Source organism: Streptomyces sp. 4F14, from assembly GCF_048159485.1.
Taxonomy (GTDB): Bacteria; Actinomycetota; Actinomycetes; order Streptomycetales; family Streptomycetaceae; genus Streptomyces.
This window is the reverse complement of sequence record NZ_JBLRVY010000007.1, coordinates 71520-88684: the sequence shown is the minus strand read 5'-3', so window position 1 is coordinate 88684 and position 17165 is coordinate 71520. Positions and strand designations below refer to the sequence as shown.

Sequence of the window (17165 nt, the reverse complement as noted above, 5' to 3'; positions counted from 1 at the left end):
TTTTATGACGTCCCGTCTACTTGAGGCGCTCGCCCGGCAGTTCGCCCGCCGAGACCTCCAGCACCCCGCGTTCCGTGACCAGTCCGGTGACCAGGCGGCCCGGCGTGACGTCGAAGGCCGGGTTGTGGCCGCGCGACTCGGCCGGGGCCGTGCGGATGCCGGCCCACTCCAGCACCTCGTCCTCGCCCCGGAGTTCGATGTGGATGTCGTCGCCGGTGGCCGTGGCGAGGTCGACCGTGGTCGTGGGAGCCGCGACCAGGAACGGGATCCCGGCGTCCGCGCAGGCCAGGGCGACACCGACCGTGCCGACCTTGTTCGCGGTGTCGCCGTTGGCGGCGATGCGGTCGGCGCCGACGATGGCCGCGTCGACCTCGCCGCGCAGGATCGTGCCGGCGGCGGCGCCGTCCACCTGGACGTAGTGCGGGATGCCCTCCTGGGCCAACTCCCAGGCGGTGAGCCGGGATCCCTGGAGCAGCGGGCGCGTCTCGTCGGCGTACACGACCTCGACCCGGCCCCGGGCGTGGAGTTCGCGGACGACGCCGAGGGCGGTACCCCAGCCGGCCGTGGCGAGGGCGCCGGTGTTGCAGTGGGTGAGGATGCGCAGAGGACGGTCGACGCCGGTCCTCTTGATGAGCCAGTCCGCGCCGTGGACGCCCATCGCGCGGTTCGCCTCGACGTCCTCGCGCTGGATGGCGGCGGCTTCTTCGAGGACCGCGTCGAGACCCTCGGCGTACCGGGTCATGGCGCGGTCGACGCCGACCATGAGGTTGACGGCGGTGGGGCGGGCGTCGCGGATGCGGGTGACGGCTTCCAGCATCTGGAGGTCGGTCCAGTCCTCGCGCTCGCCCTGGATCAGGACGATGGCGACGCCGTAGGCGCCGGCGACGCCGATCGCGGGGGCGCCACGGACGACGAGCCGCTGGATCGCGTCGACCAGGGCGTCCACATCGTGGATGTCCACGGTCTCGGTGCGGTGCGGCAGCAGGGTCTGGTCGATCAGGGCGAGACCGGATCCGGTCCAGTCGACGGCTCGCAGTTCCTGGGACATAAGGGATCGCTCCTGGGGGTCCTGTGGTGTCCGACACCGTACATGACCTCGGAGAACCACAGTTCGAGACGGCCTGTCGGTGGCCGAAACCGGGTGGTACAGTCCACCACCGATCCCACTGGCCGAGACGAAGGAGGAGACGTGCCGCTGCTCACGAAACGCCGTTTCCTGGACTTCGGCCGGTGCTGCGGCGACCGCTGTCGCGGTTGAGCCTTTCCCCCACACCCAGGTCAAGTCCCCTCCCCCAGCGCTCTCGTGGCCGGCACCGTCGCCCCCGCGGAGTGCCGCTCGCCATACCCGGAAGGCCGCCCTCCATGCACCGCAGACCCCGCCGCACCCTCCAGTTCACGGCGCTCGCCGCCGGTACGGTCCTGCTCGCGACCGCCTGCAACGCCGCCGCGAAGAAGGACACCGACTCCGCCGCGTCCGGCGCCTCCGGGAAGTCGTTCACGCTGGTCACCCCGGACGCCGTGGGCCAGAACGAGTTCCTGAAGCTCGCGGTCACCGGGGTGGAGGCGGCGGCGAAGGAGCACGCCGGCTCGCAGAAGGTGTACCAGTCCACGGACACCGCGTCTCAGCAGCAGAACGTCCAGGCGGCCGTGGACGCGAAGCCCGACGTCATCGTCCTGGTCGGCTTCGAGTTCGCGGACATCGTCGCCCAGCAGGCGCAGAAGAACCCGGCCCAGCAGTTCCTGATCATCGACGCGTGCACGCCGAAGACGTACAAGAACGTGAGCTGCGCGGTCTTCCGCGAGCACGAGGGCGTCTACCTCGCGGGCGCCGAGGCGGGCCTGCTGTCCAGGTCCGGGAAGGTCGGCGCGGTCGACGTCCTCGACACCCCGCAGTTCCGCCGCTACAGCGACCCGTTCGCGGCCGGCGCGAAGAAGGTCGCCCCGAAGACGTCCACGGGGACGCGGTTCGTGGGCGGCCAGTCCCCCTTCGACGACTCGGCGCGCGCGAAGGAGCAGGCGAACACGCTGCTCTCGCAGGGCTACGACCAGCTGATGGCGGCGGCTGCGGCCGGCAACTACGGCGTGTTCGAGGCGGCGAAGGCGAAGGGCGCGTTCGCGTACGGCGTCGACGTCAACCAGTGCCCGTCCTCGCCCGGCACGGTCGTCGACAACGTCATCAAGCGCACCGACATCGCCGTCCGGAAGGGCATCGACGCGGTGCTCGGCGGCAGGGCGGGCACGACCGTGTCGTACGGCCTGAAGGAGGGCGGCATCAGCCTGACCGGCCTGGAGGCGGGCGTCGCGAGCTCGCAGTGCGTGATCGCCCAACATGCGGACGTGCTGACCAAGGTGAAGGCGCTGCGCGACCAGATCGTCGCGGGAACGCTGACCGTCGATGACCCCGCCGCGAGCTGAGGCCGGGGCCGCCGGAGCCGCCGTCGAGCTGCTGGGGATCACGAAGCGTTTCCCCGGCACGCTCGCCAACGACTCCGTCGACCTCACCGTCTCACGGGGTGAGATCCACGCGCTGATGGGTGAGAACGGCGCGGGCAAGTCGACGCTCATGTCGGTCCTGTACGGCATGCTGCGCCCCGACGCCGGGACGATCCGCGTCGACGGCCGCGAGGTCGCCTTCGCGAGCCCGTCCGACGCGATGGCCGCCGGGCTCGGCATGGTCCACCAGAGCTTCAAGCTGTTCGACTCGCTGACGGTCGCCGAGAACGTCGTGTACGCCGCCGAGCCGCGCCGCTTCGGCCTGGTGGACCGGAACGCGGCCCGGCGCCGGGTGCGGGAGCTGGCCGAGGAGCACGGTCTCACGGTCGAACCGGACGCGCGGGTCGGGGAGTTGCCGGTCGGGCTGCGGCAACGCGTGGAGATCCTCAAGCTGTTGCACCGGGGTGCGCGCACGCTGATCCTCGACGAGCCGACGGCCGTGCTGACCCCGGCGGAGGCGGACGCCCTGTTCGCCGTCCTCAAGTCCCTCGCCGGACAGGGGCGTTCGGTCGTCCTCGTCACCCACAAGCTCCGTGAGGTGCTGGAGGGGTCGGACCGGGTGACGGTCCTGCGGGACGGGCGGGTCGTGTCGCGGCTGGTGACGTCCGAGACGTCGGCGGAGGAGATCGCCGCCGCGATGACGGGGCGCGCGGTCGAGCTGGACCGGGTGCATGCGGCGGGCACGCCGGGTGACGCGGTCCTCGACGTCCGGGGCCTCTCCTCGCCCGGCGTCCACGATGTGGACCTCGCTGTCCGTGCCGGGGAGATCGTCGGGATCGCGGGCGTCGCCGGGAACGGGCAGAGCGAGCTGGTCGAGGCGCTGGCGGGGCTGCGGCCGGTCACGGGTGGACGCGTCCGCGTCCAGGGCCGCGACCTCACGCACGCCTCCGCCGCCGAACGCCGGGCGCACGGGCTGGCGTACGTCCCCGAGGACCGGCACGCGGTCGGTACGGCGCCGGCGGCGAGCGTCGCCGAGAACCTCGCGATGGGACACCACCGGACCTCGCTGTCCCGGCGGGGGCTGCTGCCGCCGGGGGCCGTCCGCGAGCACGCGCGCACGCTGGTCGGACGGTTCGGGGTGAAGACTCCGTCCGTCTCGGCGCCGGCGTCCGCGCTGTCCGGCGGCAACCTCCAGAAACTCCTCATCGGGCGTGAACTCGCCCACGACGCGCCCCTGTTGCTGGTCGAGCAGCCGACCCGGGGCGTCGACATCGGGGCCGTGCAGAACATCCACGACCAGCTGATCGCGTACCGGGACGCCGGTCACGCCGTGCTCCTCGTCTCCGCCGAACTGAGCGAGATCCGGGGGCTCGCGGACCGGGTGCTGGTGATGTACGAGGGGCGGGTGACGGCGGCGTACGGGAAGGACGAGGCGGACGAGCGGACGGTGGGGCTGGCGATGGCGGGCGGGGTTGTGAGCGCGGGCGAAGGTGCGGGCGAGGGCACGAGCGAGGGCGAAGGTGCGGACGACGGCACGAGCAAGGGTGCGGGCAGCTGATATGACCATCACGCGATCACCTGACACCCCTCCGGCCCGAGCCACGACCGCAGCCGCCCGTGCCCGTCTGGCCACCACCCTCCGCTCCCCCGTCACCTCCTCCGTCCTCGCCGGTCTCCTCATCGGCGCCCTCTTCCTCCTCGGCACCGGCGCCGACCCCCTCACCGCGTACGACGCCGTCCTGACCGGCGCGCTCGGCGCGGACGGCATCGGGGCGACGCTCACCACGACGACCAGCGTCCTGGGCCTCGCCCTCGCGCTGGCCGTCCCGCTGCGGGCCGGGCTGATCAACCTCGGCGGCGACGGCCAGATGGTGCTGGGCGGCATCACGGCGGCGACGACCGCCCTGTACTCCCCCCTCCCGGCACCCCTGACCGTCGTCCTGGCCCTCCTCGCGGGGATGGCCGTCGGCGCCGGGTACGCCGTCCTCGCCGCCCTGTGCGAGAACCGGTTCGGTGTCCCACTGCTGGTCAGCAGCCTGCTGCTGAGCTATCCGGCGGTGTCGCTGGCCTCGTACCTGGCCCGGTACCCGCTGAAGGAGCCGGGCTCCAGCCTCCCCCAGACGCGGGCCTTCCCGGACGGCGTGGCCCTGCCGACGTTCGGGGACTCGACGGTCACCGTCGGCCTGCTGCTGGTCGTCCTCGCGGCGGCGGCCTACTGGTTCACGGACCGGCGGACGGCGTTCGGGTACGAGATCCGCATGACGGGCCTCAACTCCCGTTTCTCCGCGTACGCCGGTGTCGAACGGGCGGGCCTGACCGTGAAGTTGATGTCCGTGTCGGGCGCGCTCGCCGGACTCGTGGGCGCCATCGGGGTGTTGAGCTTCCCGTACCGCTTCGTGGACGGCTCGCTGACCGCGCCCGGCTACACCTGGACCGGCCTCACGGCGGCCCTGCTGGCGACGGCGGCCCCGGTCGGCACGCTGATCGCGTCGTTCTTCTTCGCGGTCCTCCAGGTCGGGGGGCTCGCGATGGAGCGGACGACGGAGGTGCCGCGCGAGCTGACACAGGTGCTCCAGGCGATCGTGATCGTGTTCCTGGCGGCCCGACTCCGGTTCCCGCAACGGCTGTTCAGGAAACCGAGACCGGCCGGGAAGCCGGAGCCGTCCGAGAAGTCCTCGAAAGCGGAGGCCGTCTGATGTTCTTCGACTCCGACCTCCTGATGTCGGCCCTGCGCGCCCTCACCCCGATCCTCCTCGCCGCCCTCGGCGGGGCGATCTGCGAGCGCGCGGGCGTCTTCAACATCGGCCTGGAAGGCATGATGCTGCTGGGCTGCTTCACGGCGGTCGCCACGAGCTGGTTCACCGGCAGCCCCTGGCTCGGCGTCCTCGCGGCGGCCCTCGCGGCGGCGGCGTACTCGATGGTCCTCGCGGTGGGCGCGGTCACGCTGAAGGGCGACGCGGTGGTGCTCGGCATCGCCATGAACCTCCTCGCGGTCGGCCTGACGAGCTTCCTGCTGCGCACGGTCTTCGGCGTGCAGGGCACGTTCAGCGATCCCAGCCTGGGCGGCCTTCCCCTGATAGGGGGGTTGAGCCCGCTCGCCTACCTCTCCTGGCTCACGGTCGCCGTCGCCGCCCTCCTGCTGTCCCGGCACGTGTGGGGCCTCAGGCTGCGCGGCGTCGGCGAATCCCCGGACGCCGCCGCGACGTTGGGGGTCAGTCCGGCGAAGTACCAGTACGGGGCCGTACTGCTGTCCGGCGTACTGTGTGGACTGGCCGGTGCCCAACTCGCCCTGGGGAACGTCACGTTGTTCACCGAGAACATGACGGCGGGCCGGGGCTGGATCGCGGTCGTCGCGGTGATGCTGGGCCGCGCGCTGCCGGTCGGCGTCCTGCTGGCGGCGCTGCTGTTCGGCCTCGCGGAGGCGGTCGGTTTCCGTCTCCAGGGCGTCGGTCTGCCCCAACAGGCCACCGACGCCGCGCCGTACGTCGTCACGCTCGGCGCCCTGTTCCTGTCGACGGCCCGCCGCCGTCGCCGTATCCCTTCTCCTGGAGCCGTCTCATGACGCAGGACCTCCTGCCGATCACCCGAATTCCCCGTACCGGCCTGCCGGTTCACGCGGTCGTCGTCGGCGACCCGGCGCGCGCCGCCGCCGTGGCCGAGCTGCTCGACGGGGCGGTGGAGGTGTCGTACCACCGCGAGTACCGCGTGTTCAGCGGGAGTTGGAAGGGCCTGCCGGTCGTCGTCGCCTCGCACGGGGTGGGGGCGCCGGGCGCGAACCTGCTGTTCCAGGAGCTGGCGGACGCGGGCGTAGGCACGATCCTGCGGTTCGGTACGGCGGGTGCGATGAAGCCGGGGATCGCGGACGGCGACCTGGTGATCGCCGAGGCGGCGGTCCGGGACGACGGGGTCACCCAGCAGCTTCTGCCGCCGGAGTACCCGGCGTTCGCGACCCCCGAGGCGGTCCTCGCGCTCCAGCGGGCGGCCCGTGAGACCGGCACCCCGCACCACCGGGGCGTCGTGTGGACCCGCGCCGCCTTCCAGCCGGGCCACCTCCCCCTCTTCCCCTACACGGGCGTCGGCCTCACCGCGATCGAGATGGAGCTGTCCGCCCTGCTGGTCACGGCGTCGCTGCGGGGCCTGACGGCGGGCGGCGTCCTGGTCGTGGACGGCGCGAACGCCGACGAACTCGTCGACGAGGAGGGCTCCAGCGTGTACGACCCGCACCGGGACGTCGTCGCGGAGGGCGTCGAGCGGGGTGCCGTGGTCTCGCTGGAGGCGCTGCGGCTGCTGGCGGAGGAGAACGCGCGGTGAGTGTCGACCTGTTGGTGCACGGGGGCGACGTCCTGACGGTGGACGACGCGGGAAGTGTCTTCGAGAAGGGGGCCGTTGCGATCCATGACGGCGAGATCGTCGCCGTGGGCCCCGCCGAGGAACTCCAACAGCGTTACGAGGCCCGGGAGTTGATCGACGCCTCGGGGTGCCTGGTCCTGCCGGGGTTCGTCAACACGCACACCCACCTCGCGATGACGCTCCTGCGCGGCCGCGCCGACGACGTCACCCTCCAGGGCTTCCTGGAGCGGGTGTTGGCGTGGGAGGCCGAGCTTCTCACGCCGGAGAACGTGGCGGCGGCCGTGCGGCTGGCGGCGGCCGAGTCCATCCGGGCCGGGGTCACGACCGCGCTGGACATGTACTGGTTCCACGAGGCGGCCGAGCGGGTCGCGCGGGAGGCGGGCTGGCGGCTGCTGACCGGGCCGACGTTCATGGACGTGCCCGAGCCGCCGGACGGGATGGCGTTCGAGGAACGAACCGCCTGGGCACGCAAGGACCTTGAAGCGCGCAAGGGCATTCGCCCCGTCCTCTTCGCCCACTCCGCCTACACCCTCTCCCCCGCCCAGCTCACCGAAGTCTTCGCCCTGGCGAGGGAGTTCGACGCGCTCGTCCACATCCACGCGGCGGAGAACGCCACCGAGGTGGCGACGGTCGAGGTCAAGTACGGGAAACGGCCCGTGGAGTTGCTGGACTCCCTCGGCCTTCTCGGCCCGGACGTCCTGCTCGCGCACGCCGTCGACCTGACCGGCCCGGAGATCGCGGCGCTGGCCCGCACCGGCACCTCGGTCGCCCACTGTCCCGTGTCGAACCTGAAGCTGGGCTGCGGCATCGCCCCCGTACCGAGGCTGCTGAGCGCCGGCGTCACCGTCGGTCTCGGCACGGACGGCGCGGTCAGTTCGAACACGCTGGACGTGCTGGGCGCCGTACGGCAGGCCGCGCTGGTGCACAAGGCGGGCGGGGACCCGACGGCGGTCGGTGCCGAGCAGGCCGTACGGATGGCTACGGCGTGGGGTGCGCGGGCGCTCGGGCTCGGGGAGCGGCTGGGGTCGCTGGAGGCGGGCAAGCGGGCGGATCTCGTGGTCGTGGATCTGTCCGGTCCGCATCTGCGCCCGGCGCACGACCCGTGGTCGACGCTGGCGTACGCGGCGACGGCGGCGGACGTGCGGGACACGGTCGTCGACGGGAAGGTCCTGATGCGGGGGCGGGTGCTCACCACACTGGACGAGCGTGCGGTGGTCGCGGACCTGGAGTCACTGATCGTCTGAGCCCATAATGGCCGCGAGACCTCCGATGTCTGGGTTGTCCACCGCCTGGGTTGTCCACTGTCTGGGGTGTCCGGAAACACGCACGAGCTGGGAGGCCGGCATGGCAGTCACCGACGAGGCGATCGAGAAGATCAAGGGAATGATCGTCTCGGGTGCGCTGCGCCCCGGCGACCGGCTGCCGAAGGAGAGCGAACTCGCCGCCGAACTGGGCCTGTCGAGGAACTCCCTGCGGGAGGCGGTGCGCGCGCTGTCGCTGATCCGGATCCTGGACGTGCGCCAGGGCGACGGCACGTACGTCACGAGTCTGGACCCCCAACTCCTGCTGGAGGCGCTGAGTTTCGTCGTCGACTTCCATCGCGACGACACCGTCCTGGAGTTCCTCGCGGTGCGCCGCATCCTGGAGCCGGCCGCGACGGCGATGGCGGCGCTGCGGATCAGCGAGCAGCAACTCGACGCGCTGGCGGCGCAGTTGGACCGGCTGGGCGAGGGTCCTTCGGTGGAGGAGCTGGTCGCGTGCGATCTGGAGTTCCACCGGGGGATCGTGCAGAGTGCCGGGAACTCGGTGCTGTGCTCGCTGCTCGACGGCCTGTCGGGGCCGACGACGCGGGCGCGGATCTGGCGGGGTCTGACGCAGGAGGACGCGGTGGCGCGGACGCTGCACGAGCACCGGGCGATCCTGGCGGCGCTGCGGGACCGGGACGCGGAGGCGGCGCGGTCGTGGGCGACGGTGCACATCGCGAGCGTGGAGCAGTGGCTGCGGGCGAGTCTGTGAAACCGGTTTCCGCGCGTCGTGCGCCGGGGGTGTTCGAGGGCTCCGGACGGGGCAGTGATCCGTTCACTCCCCCGTGGAAGGGGGCTGCGGGCGCCCTTGCCGCACGCCGTAAGGTTGGGTGGTCAGGCGAGGGCACGTCGGAAGGAGGCGCTGGGTGATCGAGCTGGAGGGAGTTCCCGAGCTGATCGACCCAGTCATGGTGGCCGCGTTCGAGGGCTGGAACGATGCCGGCGACGCCGCCTCCACCGCCGTCATGCATCTGGAGCGGGAGTGGAAGGGCGAGGTGTTCGCGGCGCTGGACGCCGAGGACTACTACGACTTCCAGGTGAACCGCCCCACGGTGTTCATGGACGGCGGCGTGCGGAAGATCACGTGGCCGACGACGCGGTTGTCGGTCGTGCGGGTCGGCGGCGACAAGCCGCGGGACCTGGTGCTGGTGCGCGGCATCGAGCCGTCGATGCGCTGGCGGTCCTTCTGCAACGAGCTGCTGGGTTTCGCGCACGAACTGGGTGTGGAGCTGGTGGTGATCCTGGGCGCGCTGCTCGGTGACACTCCGCACACGCGTCCGGTGCCGATCAGCGGGACGACGTCCGATCCGGATCTCGCGCGCCGGATGGACCTGGAGGAGACCAAGTACGAGGGCCCGACGGGCATCGTCGGCGTTCTTCAGGAGGCGTGCACGCACGCGGGCGTCCCGGCGGTGTCGCTGTGGGCGGCCGTCCCGCACTACGTGTCGCAGCCCCCGAACCCGAAGGCGACGCTGGCGCTCCTGAACCGTCTCGAAGACCTCATCGACGTCCGTATCCCGCTCGGCGAGCTGGCCGAGGACGCGCGCGCCTGGCAGGTCGGCGTGGACCAGCTCGCGGCCGAGGACAGCGAGGTCGCGGAGTACGTCCAGACGCTCGAAGAGGCCCGCGACACGGCCGAGTTGCCGGAGGCGTCGGGCGAGGCCATCGCCCGCGAGTTCGAACGCTATCTGCGCCGCCGCGACCCGAACGACCCGAACGAGAAGACGCGCCCCCCGAGGCCGCCGAAGGCGGGCGGCGGGGACGACGACGATTCGTCGGAGGACTGAGAACGGGCAGGGGCACCGACCGGTGCCCCTGCCGTCTTCTACGCCGGTACAGCCACTACCGCGTACGCCGTCTCGGGCGTCGGCGCCGTCGTGAACCGCGCGTTCGGCAGGTACAGCCGCCCCTGGTACGCGGCGGCCGTCGTCGGCACGTCGAAGTCCGCGTCGGTGATCCGCCGCAGGAACACCCCGCTACGGCCGTCGGCGGCCAGCCGGAACACGTCGATCGCGTTCTGCCGGTTCTGTACGACGTACAGGAGCCGTCCGTCGCGCAGCAGCCCGTCGCCGTTGGTGAGCGGTGCCGCGTCGCCGAGGTCGACGAGCGTGGTCACGCCGGTGCGCGGGTCGACCCGGTGCAGCGCGCCCACCCCGGACTGCACGACGAGCAGCGCCGACCCGTCGGGCGTCCGCGTGATCCCGTTGGCGTTGACGACCTCACCGGGTACCTGCGCCCAGGCGCCGCCGAGGGGGACGCGTACGACGTCGTCGGCGGCCGGGAGTGCGCCGGCGCGGCCGAGGGGGAGGGCGTAGAGGGCGGGTTGGAAGGAGTCGGTGAACCAGGCGGCGCGTGGGGTGAGGAAGACGTCGTTGGCGAAGGTGGGGGTGGCTGTGGTGAGCCGGTAGGTGGCGAGGATCTCGCCGCTGCGGGCGTCGACGACGCGGGCGCCCTCGCCGCGGGCGGCGACGAACAGGCGCCCTCTGTCGTCGAGTTTGAGGCCGACGGAGGGGGTGCCGGGGCCGGCGGAGATGATCTTTCCCTCGCCGGTGCGCAGGTCGGCGCGGTAGATCGAGCCGTCGCCGAGGGAGCCGAGGTAGGCGTAGGGGGCGCGGCCGATGGCGATGCCTTCGGGGCGGAAGCCGTCCGGGAGGGGGATGAGGTCGGGCCGGGCGGCTCGGGGGCCGGCGTGGGCGGGTGTGCCGATGGCGGCGGCGCCGAGTGCCGCCGCGCCGGCGGTGAGCATCCTGCGGCGGGAGAAGGGGTGTGCGAAGGAACCGTGTGTGGGTGCCACGGGGCGTCCTTCCGCGTACGGGGACCGGCAGTTGGCCGATCCGGCGGTCAACTGGCACCCCACCCCATCACAACTGCCGCGCGGGACACAGGGGTTGACAGGGCATCGACAGCTTGGGGGCAAAGGTGAGGGGCGGTTCACCCGTACCGGTGACACGTGCCGGTACGGGGAACCGCCCCTGTTCGCCTCGGCGTTGCCCCTACAGGGCGACGCCCAGAAGCGCGTCCACCGCGCGGGAGACGACCCCGGGGGCGCCGATGTCGGTGCCGCCCTGTTCCTGCTGGCGCGATGCCCAGCGGTCGACGGCGTCGAGGGCGGCCGGTGCGTCGAGGTCGTGCGCGAGGGCGTCGCGGATCTCCTGGACGAGGGGCTCGGCCTCGGGGCCGTCGGGGCGGGAGACGGCGGCACGCCAGCGCGCGAGGCGGGCCTCGGCGTCGGTGAGGACCTGGTCGGTCCACTCCCAGTCGGCGCGGTAGTGGTGGGCGAGGAGCGCGAGGCGGATCGCGGCCGGGTCGACGCCGTCGCGGCGGAGCTGCGAGACGAAGACGAGGTTGCCCCGGGACTTGGACATCTTCTCGCCGTCCAGGGCGACCATGCCGGCGTGGACGTACGCCTTGGCCATGGGGAACTCGCCGGTCAGCGCGTGCGCGTGCGAGGCGCCCATCTCGTGGTGCGGGAAGGCGAGGTCGGAGCCGCCGCCCTGGACGTCGAAGCCCATGCCGAGATGTTCCAGGGCGATGGCGACGCACTCGATGTGCCAGCCGGGCCGGCCGCGCCCCAGGGAGGCGCCGTCCCAGCTCGGCTCGCCCTCGCGGGCGGCCATCCACAGCATCGGGTCGAGGGGGTTCTTCTTGCCGGTCCGGTCGGGGTCGCCGCCGCGCTCGGCGGACAGCAGGCGCATCGCGGCGGCGTCCAGGTTGGACACCTTGCCGAAGTGCGGGTCGGCCTCGACGGAGAAGTAGATGTCGCCTTCGAGTTCGTACGCCGCGCCGGAGTCCCGGAGGCGTTCGACGAGCGGCACGATGCCGGGTATCGCCTCGACGGCGCCGATGTAGTGCTGCGGGGGCAGCATCCGCAGGGCGGTCATGTCCTCGCGGAAGAGGGCGGTCTCCTTCTCGGCGAGCGCGACCCAGTCCACGCCGTCGCGCTCGGCGCGCTCCAGCAGCGGGTCGTCCACGTCGGTGACGTTCTGGACGTACTGAACCTGCCGCTTGGTGTCGAGCCACACGCGCTGGACGAGGTCGAACGCGTTGTAGGTCGCCGCGTGTCCCATGTGCGTGGCGTCGTACGGCGTGATGCCACACACGTAGATACGGGCGACGGGACCGGGGTCGAGGGTGACGAGGTCACCGGTCGCGGTGTCGTGGATCCTCAGGTCGCGGCCCTGACCAGGCAGGGCGGGGACCTCGGAAGCGGGCCAGGCATGCATGTCATGAGCGTAACCGGACCGTAGTTCGGTATACGAACCGGAGCGCACCGGATGACGGAAAAGGCGGTCTTGCGGGGATCGGGGGGATGTGCAGGGTGGGTGGGGAGGCGTGCGTGAGGTTCTCAGACCGGTGGCCAGGGGATGGCGGGCCACTCTCCGCTGGGCTCGGGGTGCTTCCCGGTCGTCAGCAGGTCGTCGACCCGCGCGCGGGTGGCGTCCAGCTCCGCCGGGGTGATGAGGGGCGTGAGGGTCGCGGTGAGGGCGCCGGAGGGCTCCAGGGCCCCTCTGAGGGCCTTGAGCGTGTCCAGGGCCTCGTCGGTCAGGGGCTCGCCCGCCCAGCCCCACAGGAGCGTACGGAGCTTGTTCTCGGTGTTGAAGGTGACGCCGTGGTCGATGCCGAAGAGCAGGCCGTCGGCGGTGGGCAGGAGGTGGCCGCCCTTGCGGTCGGCGTTGTTGATGACGGCGTCGAGGACGGCGAGGCGGCGCAGACGGTCGTCGTCGGCGTGGACCAGGAGGGCGGTCTGCCCCTCCCCCACCTCGGCGAAGCCGATCGCCTTCCAGCCCGGCGCGGGTTCCTCGGTGTCGACGAGCGCGAGGAGTCCGGCCTCGGGGGACGCCTCGATCCACAGCTGGCACATGCCCTCGCCGTAGGGGCCGTCGCGCAGGACGGTCGGCGGGATCAGCCCCCAGCCGGTCGCGGCGGACACCTCGTACGCGGCGACCTCGCGCTGCGCGAGCGTGCCGTCGGGGAAGTCCCACAGGGGCCGTTCCCCGGCGACGGGCTTGTACACGCAGGCCGCCTCCCGGCCGTCGTGGGCGACGGTGCAGTACAGGGCGGCGTTGGAGGCGTCACCGATACGCCCGCGCACGGTCAGCTCGCCGCGGGTCAGGAGCAGCGTGTCCGCGGGTTCGACGGTGGTCACGCCCCTCGCCGGTATCCGTTCTGGCGCGGACATACGTGTCCTTCCGGGTCGAGCGGCAGGCTGCACAGCGGGCAGGGCGGGCGGCCCGCGTTGACGACGTCCAGGGCGCGCTTGGCGAACGCGCGCGCCTGTGCGCCGGTGAGGCGGACCCGCAGCATCGGGGGGCCGTTCTCATCGTCCTGGAGGAGGCGTTCCTCCGCCTCCGCGAGGTCCTCCTCGGAGTCCGCGTCGAGCTCCACGAGGGCCTGCGCCTCGACGATCATGCGCTGTTCCTCGCCGTCCCAGGCGAGGGCCATCGTGCCGACGCGGAACTCCTCCTCGACGGGGGAGTCGAGGGGGCGGGTGTCGGAGTTCTCGGCGGGGGCGACGGCGGGTACGGCGGCGTTTCCGCCGCTGCGGCGCACGACCTCGTCCAGCAGTTCGTCCATGCGCTCGGCGAGCGCGGCGACCTGGGTCTTCTCCAGTGCGACGCTGGTCACGCGGGAGCCGGCGACGGCCTGGAGGAAGAAGGTGCGGCGTCCGGGCAGTCCGACCGTGCCGGCCACGAAGCGGTCCGGCGGGTCGTAGAGGAACACCTGACGGGACACGTCCTGTCTCCAGTGAGAGTCGTGGGTTCGGATGACGTCCTGCGCGTGTGCGCGCGCTGTGCGGACCGCTTCACCCTACTGCGGGCGACGATCACGGTGCGCCCGCACCGCCCCCGACGGTCGCTTGCCCGGTGGGAGGCTCCTCGCGTGGGGCGAGGGAGGAGAGATCGCCGGTGTCGCCGAGGCGGACGAGGAAGGGGCGCAGGCGCGTGTAGCGGATCGCGGTGACGGAGCACGGTTCGACGGAGATCCGCTGGAACAGGTCGAGGTGCAGGCCGAGGGCGTCCGCGACGAGCGCCTTGATGATGTCGCCGTGGGAGCACATCAGGTAGACGGCGCTCTCGCCGTGATCGCGCTCCACGCGCGCGTTCCACTCGCGTACGGCTTCGGCGGCGCGGGTCTGCATGGAGCGCATGGACTCGCCGCCGGGGAAGGCGGCGGCGGAGGGGTGGGCCTGGACGACCTCCATGAGGGGGTCGCCGCTCAGTTCGGCGAGTTTGCGTCCGCTCCAGTCGCCGTAGTGGGCCTCGCCGATGCGTTCGTCGGTGTGCGCGGTGATCCCGCGCGCGTCCAGGAGGGGGCGCAGGGTCTCCTGGCAGCGCTGGAGGGGGCTGGTGACGACTTCCGCTATCGGCAGTCCGTCGAGCCGTCCGGGGAGGGCGGCGGCCTGGGCGGTGCCGCGTTCGTCCAGGGCGACGCCGGGGGTCCAGCCGGCGAGCACGCCGGAGGTGTTGGCGGTGGACCGGCCGTGCCGGACGAGGATGAGGGTGGGCATGCGGCCAGGGTAGGTGTCCGCGCGCGTGCGCCGTCGGGGCGGCGGGAGAATACGCTCCGTGATCGTCGGCTGTGCCGTCCTCCGGGACGGGCTTCGGGTGGCGGGCGGGTTCGTGTGGATCGGCCTGTACGAGCCGACGGAGGACGAGTTCGCCCTCGTCACCGGGGAGTTCGGGCTGCATCCGTCACCGCCGGACACGGCCAGGACACCCCTCTGGCAGCCGTACGGCGCCGTCTGGAGGAGGAGAGGCCCGAACTCCTCTCCGAAGGGCCCCACGGCCGTCCTGTACGCGATCTCGGCGGGCGGCGATGGCGGCGGGGCCGACGATGACCACCGGGATCTAGCGGTGGGGGTGGCTGCCGGGGGCAGGGTCTGTCGGAGGCTCAGGCGAAGCCGGGGGTCGCCGGGCCGCCCAGGGCGTTCCTGCGGGCCGGTGCCTCCAGGGAGACCATGCGGTGCCAGCCCGCGAGGCGTTCGTACGCGTACACGGCGTGGATGCCCGCCGTGAGAGCCGCCGACTTCGCCGCGGGCCAGCCGAGAATGCGGCCCATGTGCGCCATCACCGCGAGGCTGACGTCCCGGTAGACCCTGATCTCCGCCAGCGCGCACGCGCGCAGGGTCCGCTGGATCACCCGCCCGTGCCCCGCGCGCGCGAAGCGCAGCAGTTCCTCGTGGCAGTAGGCGAGGTGGTTGTCCTCGTCGTCGGAGATCATCCGTACGGCGCGGCCCAGGTCCGGGTGGTCCGCGAAGTGCCTGCGCAGCAGGGCCATCTGCTCCGAGGCGCGCTGCTCGGTGACCCTGCTGTGGGCGAGGTAGGTGACGATGTCCTGGACGGTGAGCGACCGGTCCCCCTTCAGCTTCTCGTGGGCCAGGCCGATGCCGTCGCGCTCCAGGAGCATCGTGTAGTCGGTGTCCGGGGGGACCGGGACGGGGTCCAGTCCGCGCTTCTTCATCAGGGCGCCGAAGATCCGGCCGTGCTTGTCCTCGTCGGCGCCGTGCCGGGTGATCTTCGGGGCGAGGTCGCGTTCGGTGTCGGGGACCAGGGCGGCGATCCGCGCGTTCTCCCAGCCGCCCTGTGACTCGCCGCTCGCCGCGATCGAGCAGAACAGCCGGAACGACTCGTCGTCCTCAAGGATCTCCTCGTACAAGCTCTTCGCAGACAGCATCCCGATCACCTCTCCAGATCGCAGGCTTTCGCAAAGAAAGAGTCAAATCCGATCCGGAACACCTCGCAACAGTTCCGTCGGACAACTCACCCGTCCGAAGTACCCCCGCCCCGTAACCGCGCACACGCGAGGACCGTTGTCCCCCACAGTCGGCCGTGGCGGGGAGACCCCCGAGCCCCCGCCACGGCCGTGGAACAGGCACGGGCGCCGGCCGGTGGCGGTTCGCCGGCTACGCGCGCAGGCGCTACGCCACTCCCGCCAGCTCCAGGGCCTGCGCGCCCGCGCGGAGGGACGCGAGGCGTTCGTCGAGGGTGAAGCCCGCGGGGGCGAGGGTGAGGGTGGTGACGCCCACCTCGGCGTAGGACTTCATGCGGTCGGCGATGCGGTCGACCGAGCCGAGGAGGGCTGTTTTGTCGATGAGGTCGTGGGGAACGGCCGCTGCGGCGCCGGTCTTGTCGCCGGCGAGGAACTTGTCCTGGATCTCGGCGGCTTCCGCCTCGTAGCCCATGCGCTGGGCGAGCTGGTTGTAGAAGTTCTGCTTGCGGCTGCCCATGCCGCCGACGTACAGGGCGGTGTACGGGCGGAAGGTGTCCGCGAGCTTCTCGACGTCCTTGTCGTCGCCGAGGGCGAGCGGCAGGGTGGGGCAGACGTCGAAGCCGTCGAGGGTGAGGCCGGCCTTCTCGCGGCCCGCGCGGATGTGGTTCAGCGCGGTGTCCTCCAGGTGCTCGGCGGAGGGGAAGATCAGGAGGGCTCCGTCGGCGATCTCACCGGTCTGTTCGAGGTTCTTGGGGCCGATCGCGGCGATGTAGAGCGGGATGTGCTCGCGCTCGGGGTGCACGGTCAGCTTGATCGGCTTGCCGGGGCCGCCGGGCAGCGGCAGCGTCCAGTGCTCGCCCTCGTACGACAGGCGCTCGCGGGTCATCGCCTTGCGGACGATCTCGACGTACTCGCGCGTGCGCGCCAGCGGCTTGTCGAACTTGACGCCGTACCAGCCCTCGGAGACCTGCGGCCCGGAGACGCCGAGGCCGAGGCGGAAGCGCCCGCCGGACAGGGAGTCCAGCGTCGCGGCGGTCATCGCGGTCATCGCGGGCTGCCGGGCCGGGATCTGGAAGATGGCCGACCCGACGTCGATCCGCTCGGTCTGGGCGGCGACCCACGTCAGCACGGTCGCCGCGTCCGAGCCGTACGCCTCGGCCGCCCAGCACACGGAGTAGCCGAGCCGGTCCGCCTCCTGCGCCACGGCGAGGTTGTCCCCGTCCATCCCGGCACCCCAGTACCCGAGGTTGATCCCGAGCTGCATTGGCCGCATCCCCTTACCGATCAGTAACGTCCCTTGTGGACAGACCATAGCGCGCACCCGCGTACGGGCGTCAGGGGCGGCCCCGCGATCCGCAGCCTGCGGAT

At 72.1% G+C, this 17165-nt stretch carries 16 protein-coding genes and 1 pseudogene; 9 read left to right on the top strand and 8 right to left on the bottom strand.

Annotated elements, in window-relative coordinates; all coding sequences use genetic code 11:
• Positions 1-16: 16 nt before the first annotated feature.
• Positions 17-1048 carry an S-methyl-5-thioribose-1-phosphate isomerase gene (gene mtnA / locus ACLZOT_RS13770; RefSeq protein ID WP_416969149.1) on the bottom strand — a complete coding sequence of 344 codons (1032 nt, stop codon included), beginning with the start codon at positions 1046-1048 and terminating at the stop codon, positions 17-19.
• A 314-nt stretch (positions 1049-1362) separates the two neighbouring features.
• Here mtnA and ACLZOT_RS13765 point away from each other — a divergent pair, with 314 nt between their 5' ends.
• The 8 genes from ACLZOT_RS13765 to ACLZOT_RS13730 all read left to right on the top strand — a co-directional run bounded on the left by ACLZOT_RS13765 (position 1363) and on the right by ACLZOT_RS13730 (position 9874).
• Positions 1363-2415 (top strand): BMP family ABC transporter substrate-binding protein, encoded by a 1053-nt coding sequence (locus ACLZOT_RS13765; protein WP_416969148.1) that lies wholly within the window; start codon positions 1363-1365, stop codon positions 2413-2415.
• The gene (locus tag ACLZOT_RS13760; RefSeq protein ID WP_416969147.1) at positions 2396-3991 is read left to right on the top strand and encodes an ABC transporter ATP-binding protein; all 1596 of its coding nucleotides are present in this window, start codon (positions 2396-2398) and stop codon (positions 3989-3991) included. The genes ACLZOT_RS13765 and ACLZOT_RS13760 overlap by 20 nt, the downstream gene beginning before the upstream one ends.
• A gap of 1 nt (position 3992) precedes the next feature.
• Positions 3993-5129 (top strand): ABC transporter permease, encoded by a 1137-nt coding sequence (locus ACLZOT_RS13755; protein ID WP_416969146.1) that lies wholly within the window; start codon positions 3993-3995, stop codon positions 5127-5129.
• On the top strand, positions 5129-5995 hold the full coding sequence (locus ACLZOT_RS13750) for an ABC transporter permease (protein WP_416969145.1): 867 nt from the start codon (positions 5129-5131) through the stop codon (positions 5993-5995). The genes ACLZOT_RS13755 and ACLZOT_RS13750 overlap by 1 nt, the downstream gene beginning before the upstream one ends.
• Complete coding sequence (locus tag ACLZOT_RS13745) at positions 5992-6744, top strand: nucleoside phosphorylase (RefSeq protein WP_416969144.1); 753 nt, start codon at positions 5992-5994, stop codon at positions 6742-6744. Before ACLZOT_RS13750 ends, ACLZOT_RS13745 begins: the two co-directional genes overlap by 4 nt.
• Positions 6741-8027: an amidohydrolase gene (locus ACLZOT_RS13740; RefSeq protein ID WP_416969143.1), complete on the top strand. Its 1287-nt coding sequence runs from the start codon at positions 6741-6743 to the stop codon at positions 8025-8027. The genes ACLZOT_RS13745 and ACLZOT_RS13740 overlap by 4 nt, the downstream gene beginning before the upstream one ends.
• A gap of 100 nt (positions 8028-8127) precedes the next feature.
• Complete coding sequence (locus ACLZOT_RS13735) at positions 8128-8799, top strand: FadR/GntR family transcriptional regulator (RefSeq protein WP_416969142.1); 672 nt, start codon at positions 8128-8130, stop codon at positions 8797-8799.
• A gap of 154 nt (positions 8800-8953) precedes the next feature.
• Positions 8954-9874 (top strand): PAC2 family protein, encoded by a 921-nt coding sequence (locus tag ACLZOT_RS13730; RefSeq protein ID WP_416969141.1) that lies wholly within the window; start codon positions 8954-8956, stop codon positions 9872-9874.
• Positions 9875-9912: 38 nt separating this feature from the next.
• Here the strand turns inward: ACLZOT_RS13730 and ACLZOT_RS13725 are convergent, their stop codons facing one another.
• From ACLZOT_RS13725 to ACLZOT_RS13705, 5 genes are all read right to left on the bottom strand, one after another.
• A complete protein-coding gene (locus tag ACLZOT_RS13725; RefSeq protein WP_416969140.1) occupies positions 9913-10881 on the bottom strand; it encodes an SMP-30/gluconolactonase/LRE family protein in 969 nt (322 codons plus the stop codon).
• A 199-nt stretch (positions 10882-11080) separates the two neighbouring features.
• Positions 11081-12310 carry a cysteine--1-D-myo-inosityl 2-amino-2-deoxy-alpha-D-glucopyranoside ligase gene (gene mshC / locus ACLZOT_RS13720; protein ID WP_416969139.1) on the bottom strand — a complete coding sequence of 410 codons (1230 nt, stop codon included), beginning with the start codon at positions 12308-12310 and terminating at the stop codon, positions 11081-11083.
• 122 nt (positions 12311-12432) lie between these two features.
• Positions 12433-13266, bottom strand: a complete 834-nt coding sequence (locus ACLZOT_RS13715) for an SCO1664 family protein (protein WP_416969138.1) — start codon at positions 13264-13266, stop codon at positions 12433-12435.
• Positions 13230-13820, bottom strand: a complete 591-nt coding sequence (locus tag ACLZOT_RS13710; RefSeq protein WP_416969137.1) for a DUF3090 domain-containing protein — start codon at positions 13818-13820, stop codon at positions 13230-13232. The genes ACLZOT_RS13715 and ACLZOT_RS13710 overlap by 37 nt, the downstream gene beginning before the upstream one ends.
• Positions 13821-13911: 91 nt before the next feature.
• Complete coding sequence (locus ACLZOT_RS13705; protein WP_416969136.1) at positions 13912-14595, bottom strand: histidine phosphatase family protein; 684 nt, start codon at positions 14593-14595, stop codon at positions 13912-13914.
• Between the two features lie 58 nt (positions 14596-14653).
• On the opposite strand from ACLZOT_RS13705, the pseudogene ACLZOT_RS13700 reads away from it, so the two are divergent.
• A pseudogene (locus ACLZOT_RS13700) lies at positions 14654-14893 on the top strand (magnesium transporter CorA); the annotation flags it as partial.
• Between the two features lie 85 nt (positions 14894-14978).
• Here the strand turns inward: ACLZOT_RS13700 and ACLZOT_RS13695 are convergent.
• Together ACLZOT_RS13695 and ACLZOT_RS13690 are read right to left on the bottom strand one after the other, a co-directional pair.
• Complete coding sequence (locus ACLZOT_RS13695) at positions 14979-15761, bottom strand: ferritin-like domain-containing protein (protein ID WP_416969135.1); 783 nt, start codon at positions 15759-15761, stop codon at positions 14979-14981.
• A 244-nt stretch (positions 15762-16005) separates the two neighbouring features.
• The gene (locus tag ACLZOT_RS13690) at positions 16006-17061 is read right to left on the bottom strand and encodes an LLM class F420-dependent oxidoreductase (protein WP_416969134.1); all 1056 of its coding nucleotides are present in this window, start codon (positions 17059-17061) and stop codon (positions 16006-16008) included.
• Positions 17062-17165 lie beyond the last annotated feature (104 nt).

Excerpts from the sequence above, each read along its gene's own strand:
- ACLZOT_RS13690 (WP_416969134.1), bottom strand. The coding sequence starts at position 17,061 with ATGCAGCTCGGGATCAACCTCGGGTACTGGGGTGCCGGGATGGACGGG.
- ACLZOT_RS13735 (WP_416969142.1), top strand. The coding sequence starts at position 8,128 with ATGGCAGTCACCGACGAGGCGATCGAGAAGATCAAGGGAATGATCGTC.
- ACLZOT_RS13715 (WP_416969138.1), bottom strand. The coding sequence starts at position 13,266 with ATGTCCGCGCCAGAACGGATACCGGCGAGGGGCGTGACCACCGTCGAA.
- ACLZOT_RS13755 (WP_416969146.1), top strand. The coding sequence starts at position 3,993 with ATGACCATCACGCGATCACCTGACACCCCTCCGGCCCGAGCCACGACC.
- ACLZOT_RS13765 (WP_416969148.1), top strand. The coding sequence starts at position 1,363 with ATGCACCGCAGACCCCGCCGCACCCTCCAGTTCACGGCGCTCGCCGCC.
- ACLZOT_RS13695 (WP_416969135.1), bottom strand. The coding sequence starts at position 15,761 with ATGCTGTCTGCGAAGAGCTTGTACGAGGAGATCCTTGAGGACGACGAG.
- mtnA (WP_416969149.1), bottom strand. The coding sequence starts at position 1,048 with ATGTCCCAGGAACTGCGAGCCGTCGACTGGACCGGATCCGGTCTCGCC.
- ACLZOT_RS13750 (WP_416969145.1), top strand. The coding sequence starts at position 5,129 with ATGTTCTTCGACTCCGACCTCCTGATGTCGGCCCTGCGCGCCCTCACC.
- ACLZOT_RS13760 (WP_416969147.1), top strand. The coding sequence starts at position 2,396 with ATGACCCCGCCGCGAGCTGAGGCCGGGGCCGCCGGAGCCGCCGTCGAG.
- mshC (WP_416969139.1), bottom strand. The coding sequence starts at position 12,310 with ATGCATGCCTGGCCCGCTTCCGAGGTCCCCGCCCTGCCTGGTCAGGGC.
- ACLZOT_RS13705 (WP_416969136.1), bottom strand. The coding sequence starts at position 14,595 with ATGCCCACCCTCATCCTCGTCCGGCACGGCCGGTCCACCGCCAACACC.
- ACLZOT_RS13745 (WP_416969144.1), top strand. The coding sequence starts at position 5,992 with ATGACGCAGGACCTCCTGCCGATCACCCGAATTCCCCGTACCGGCCTG.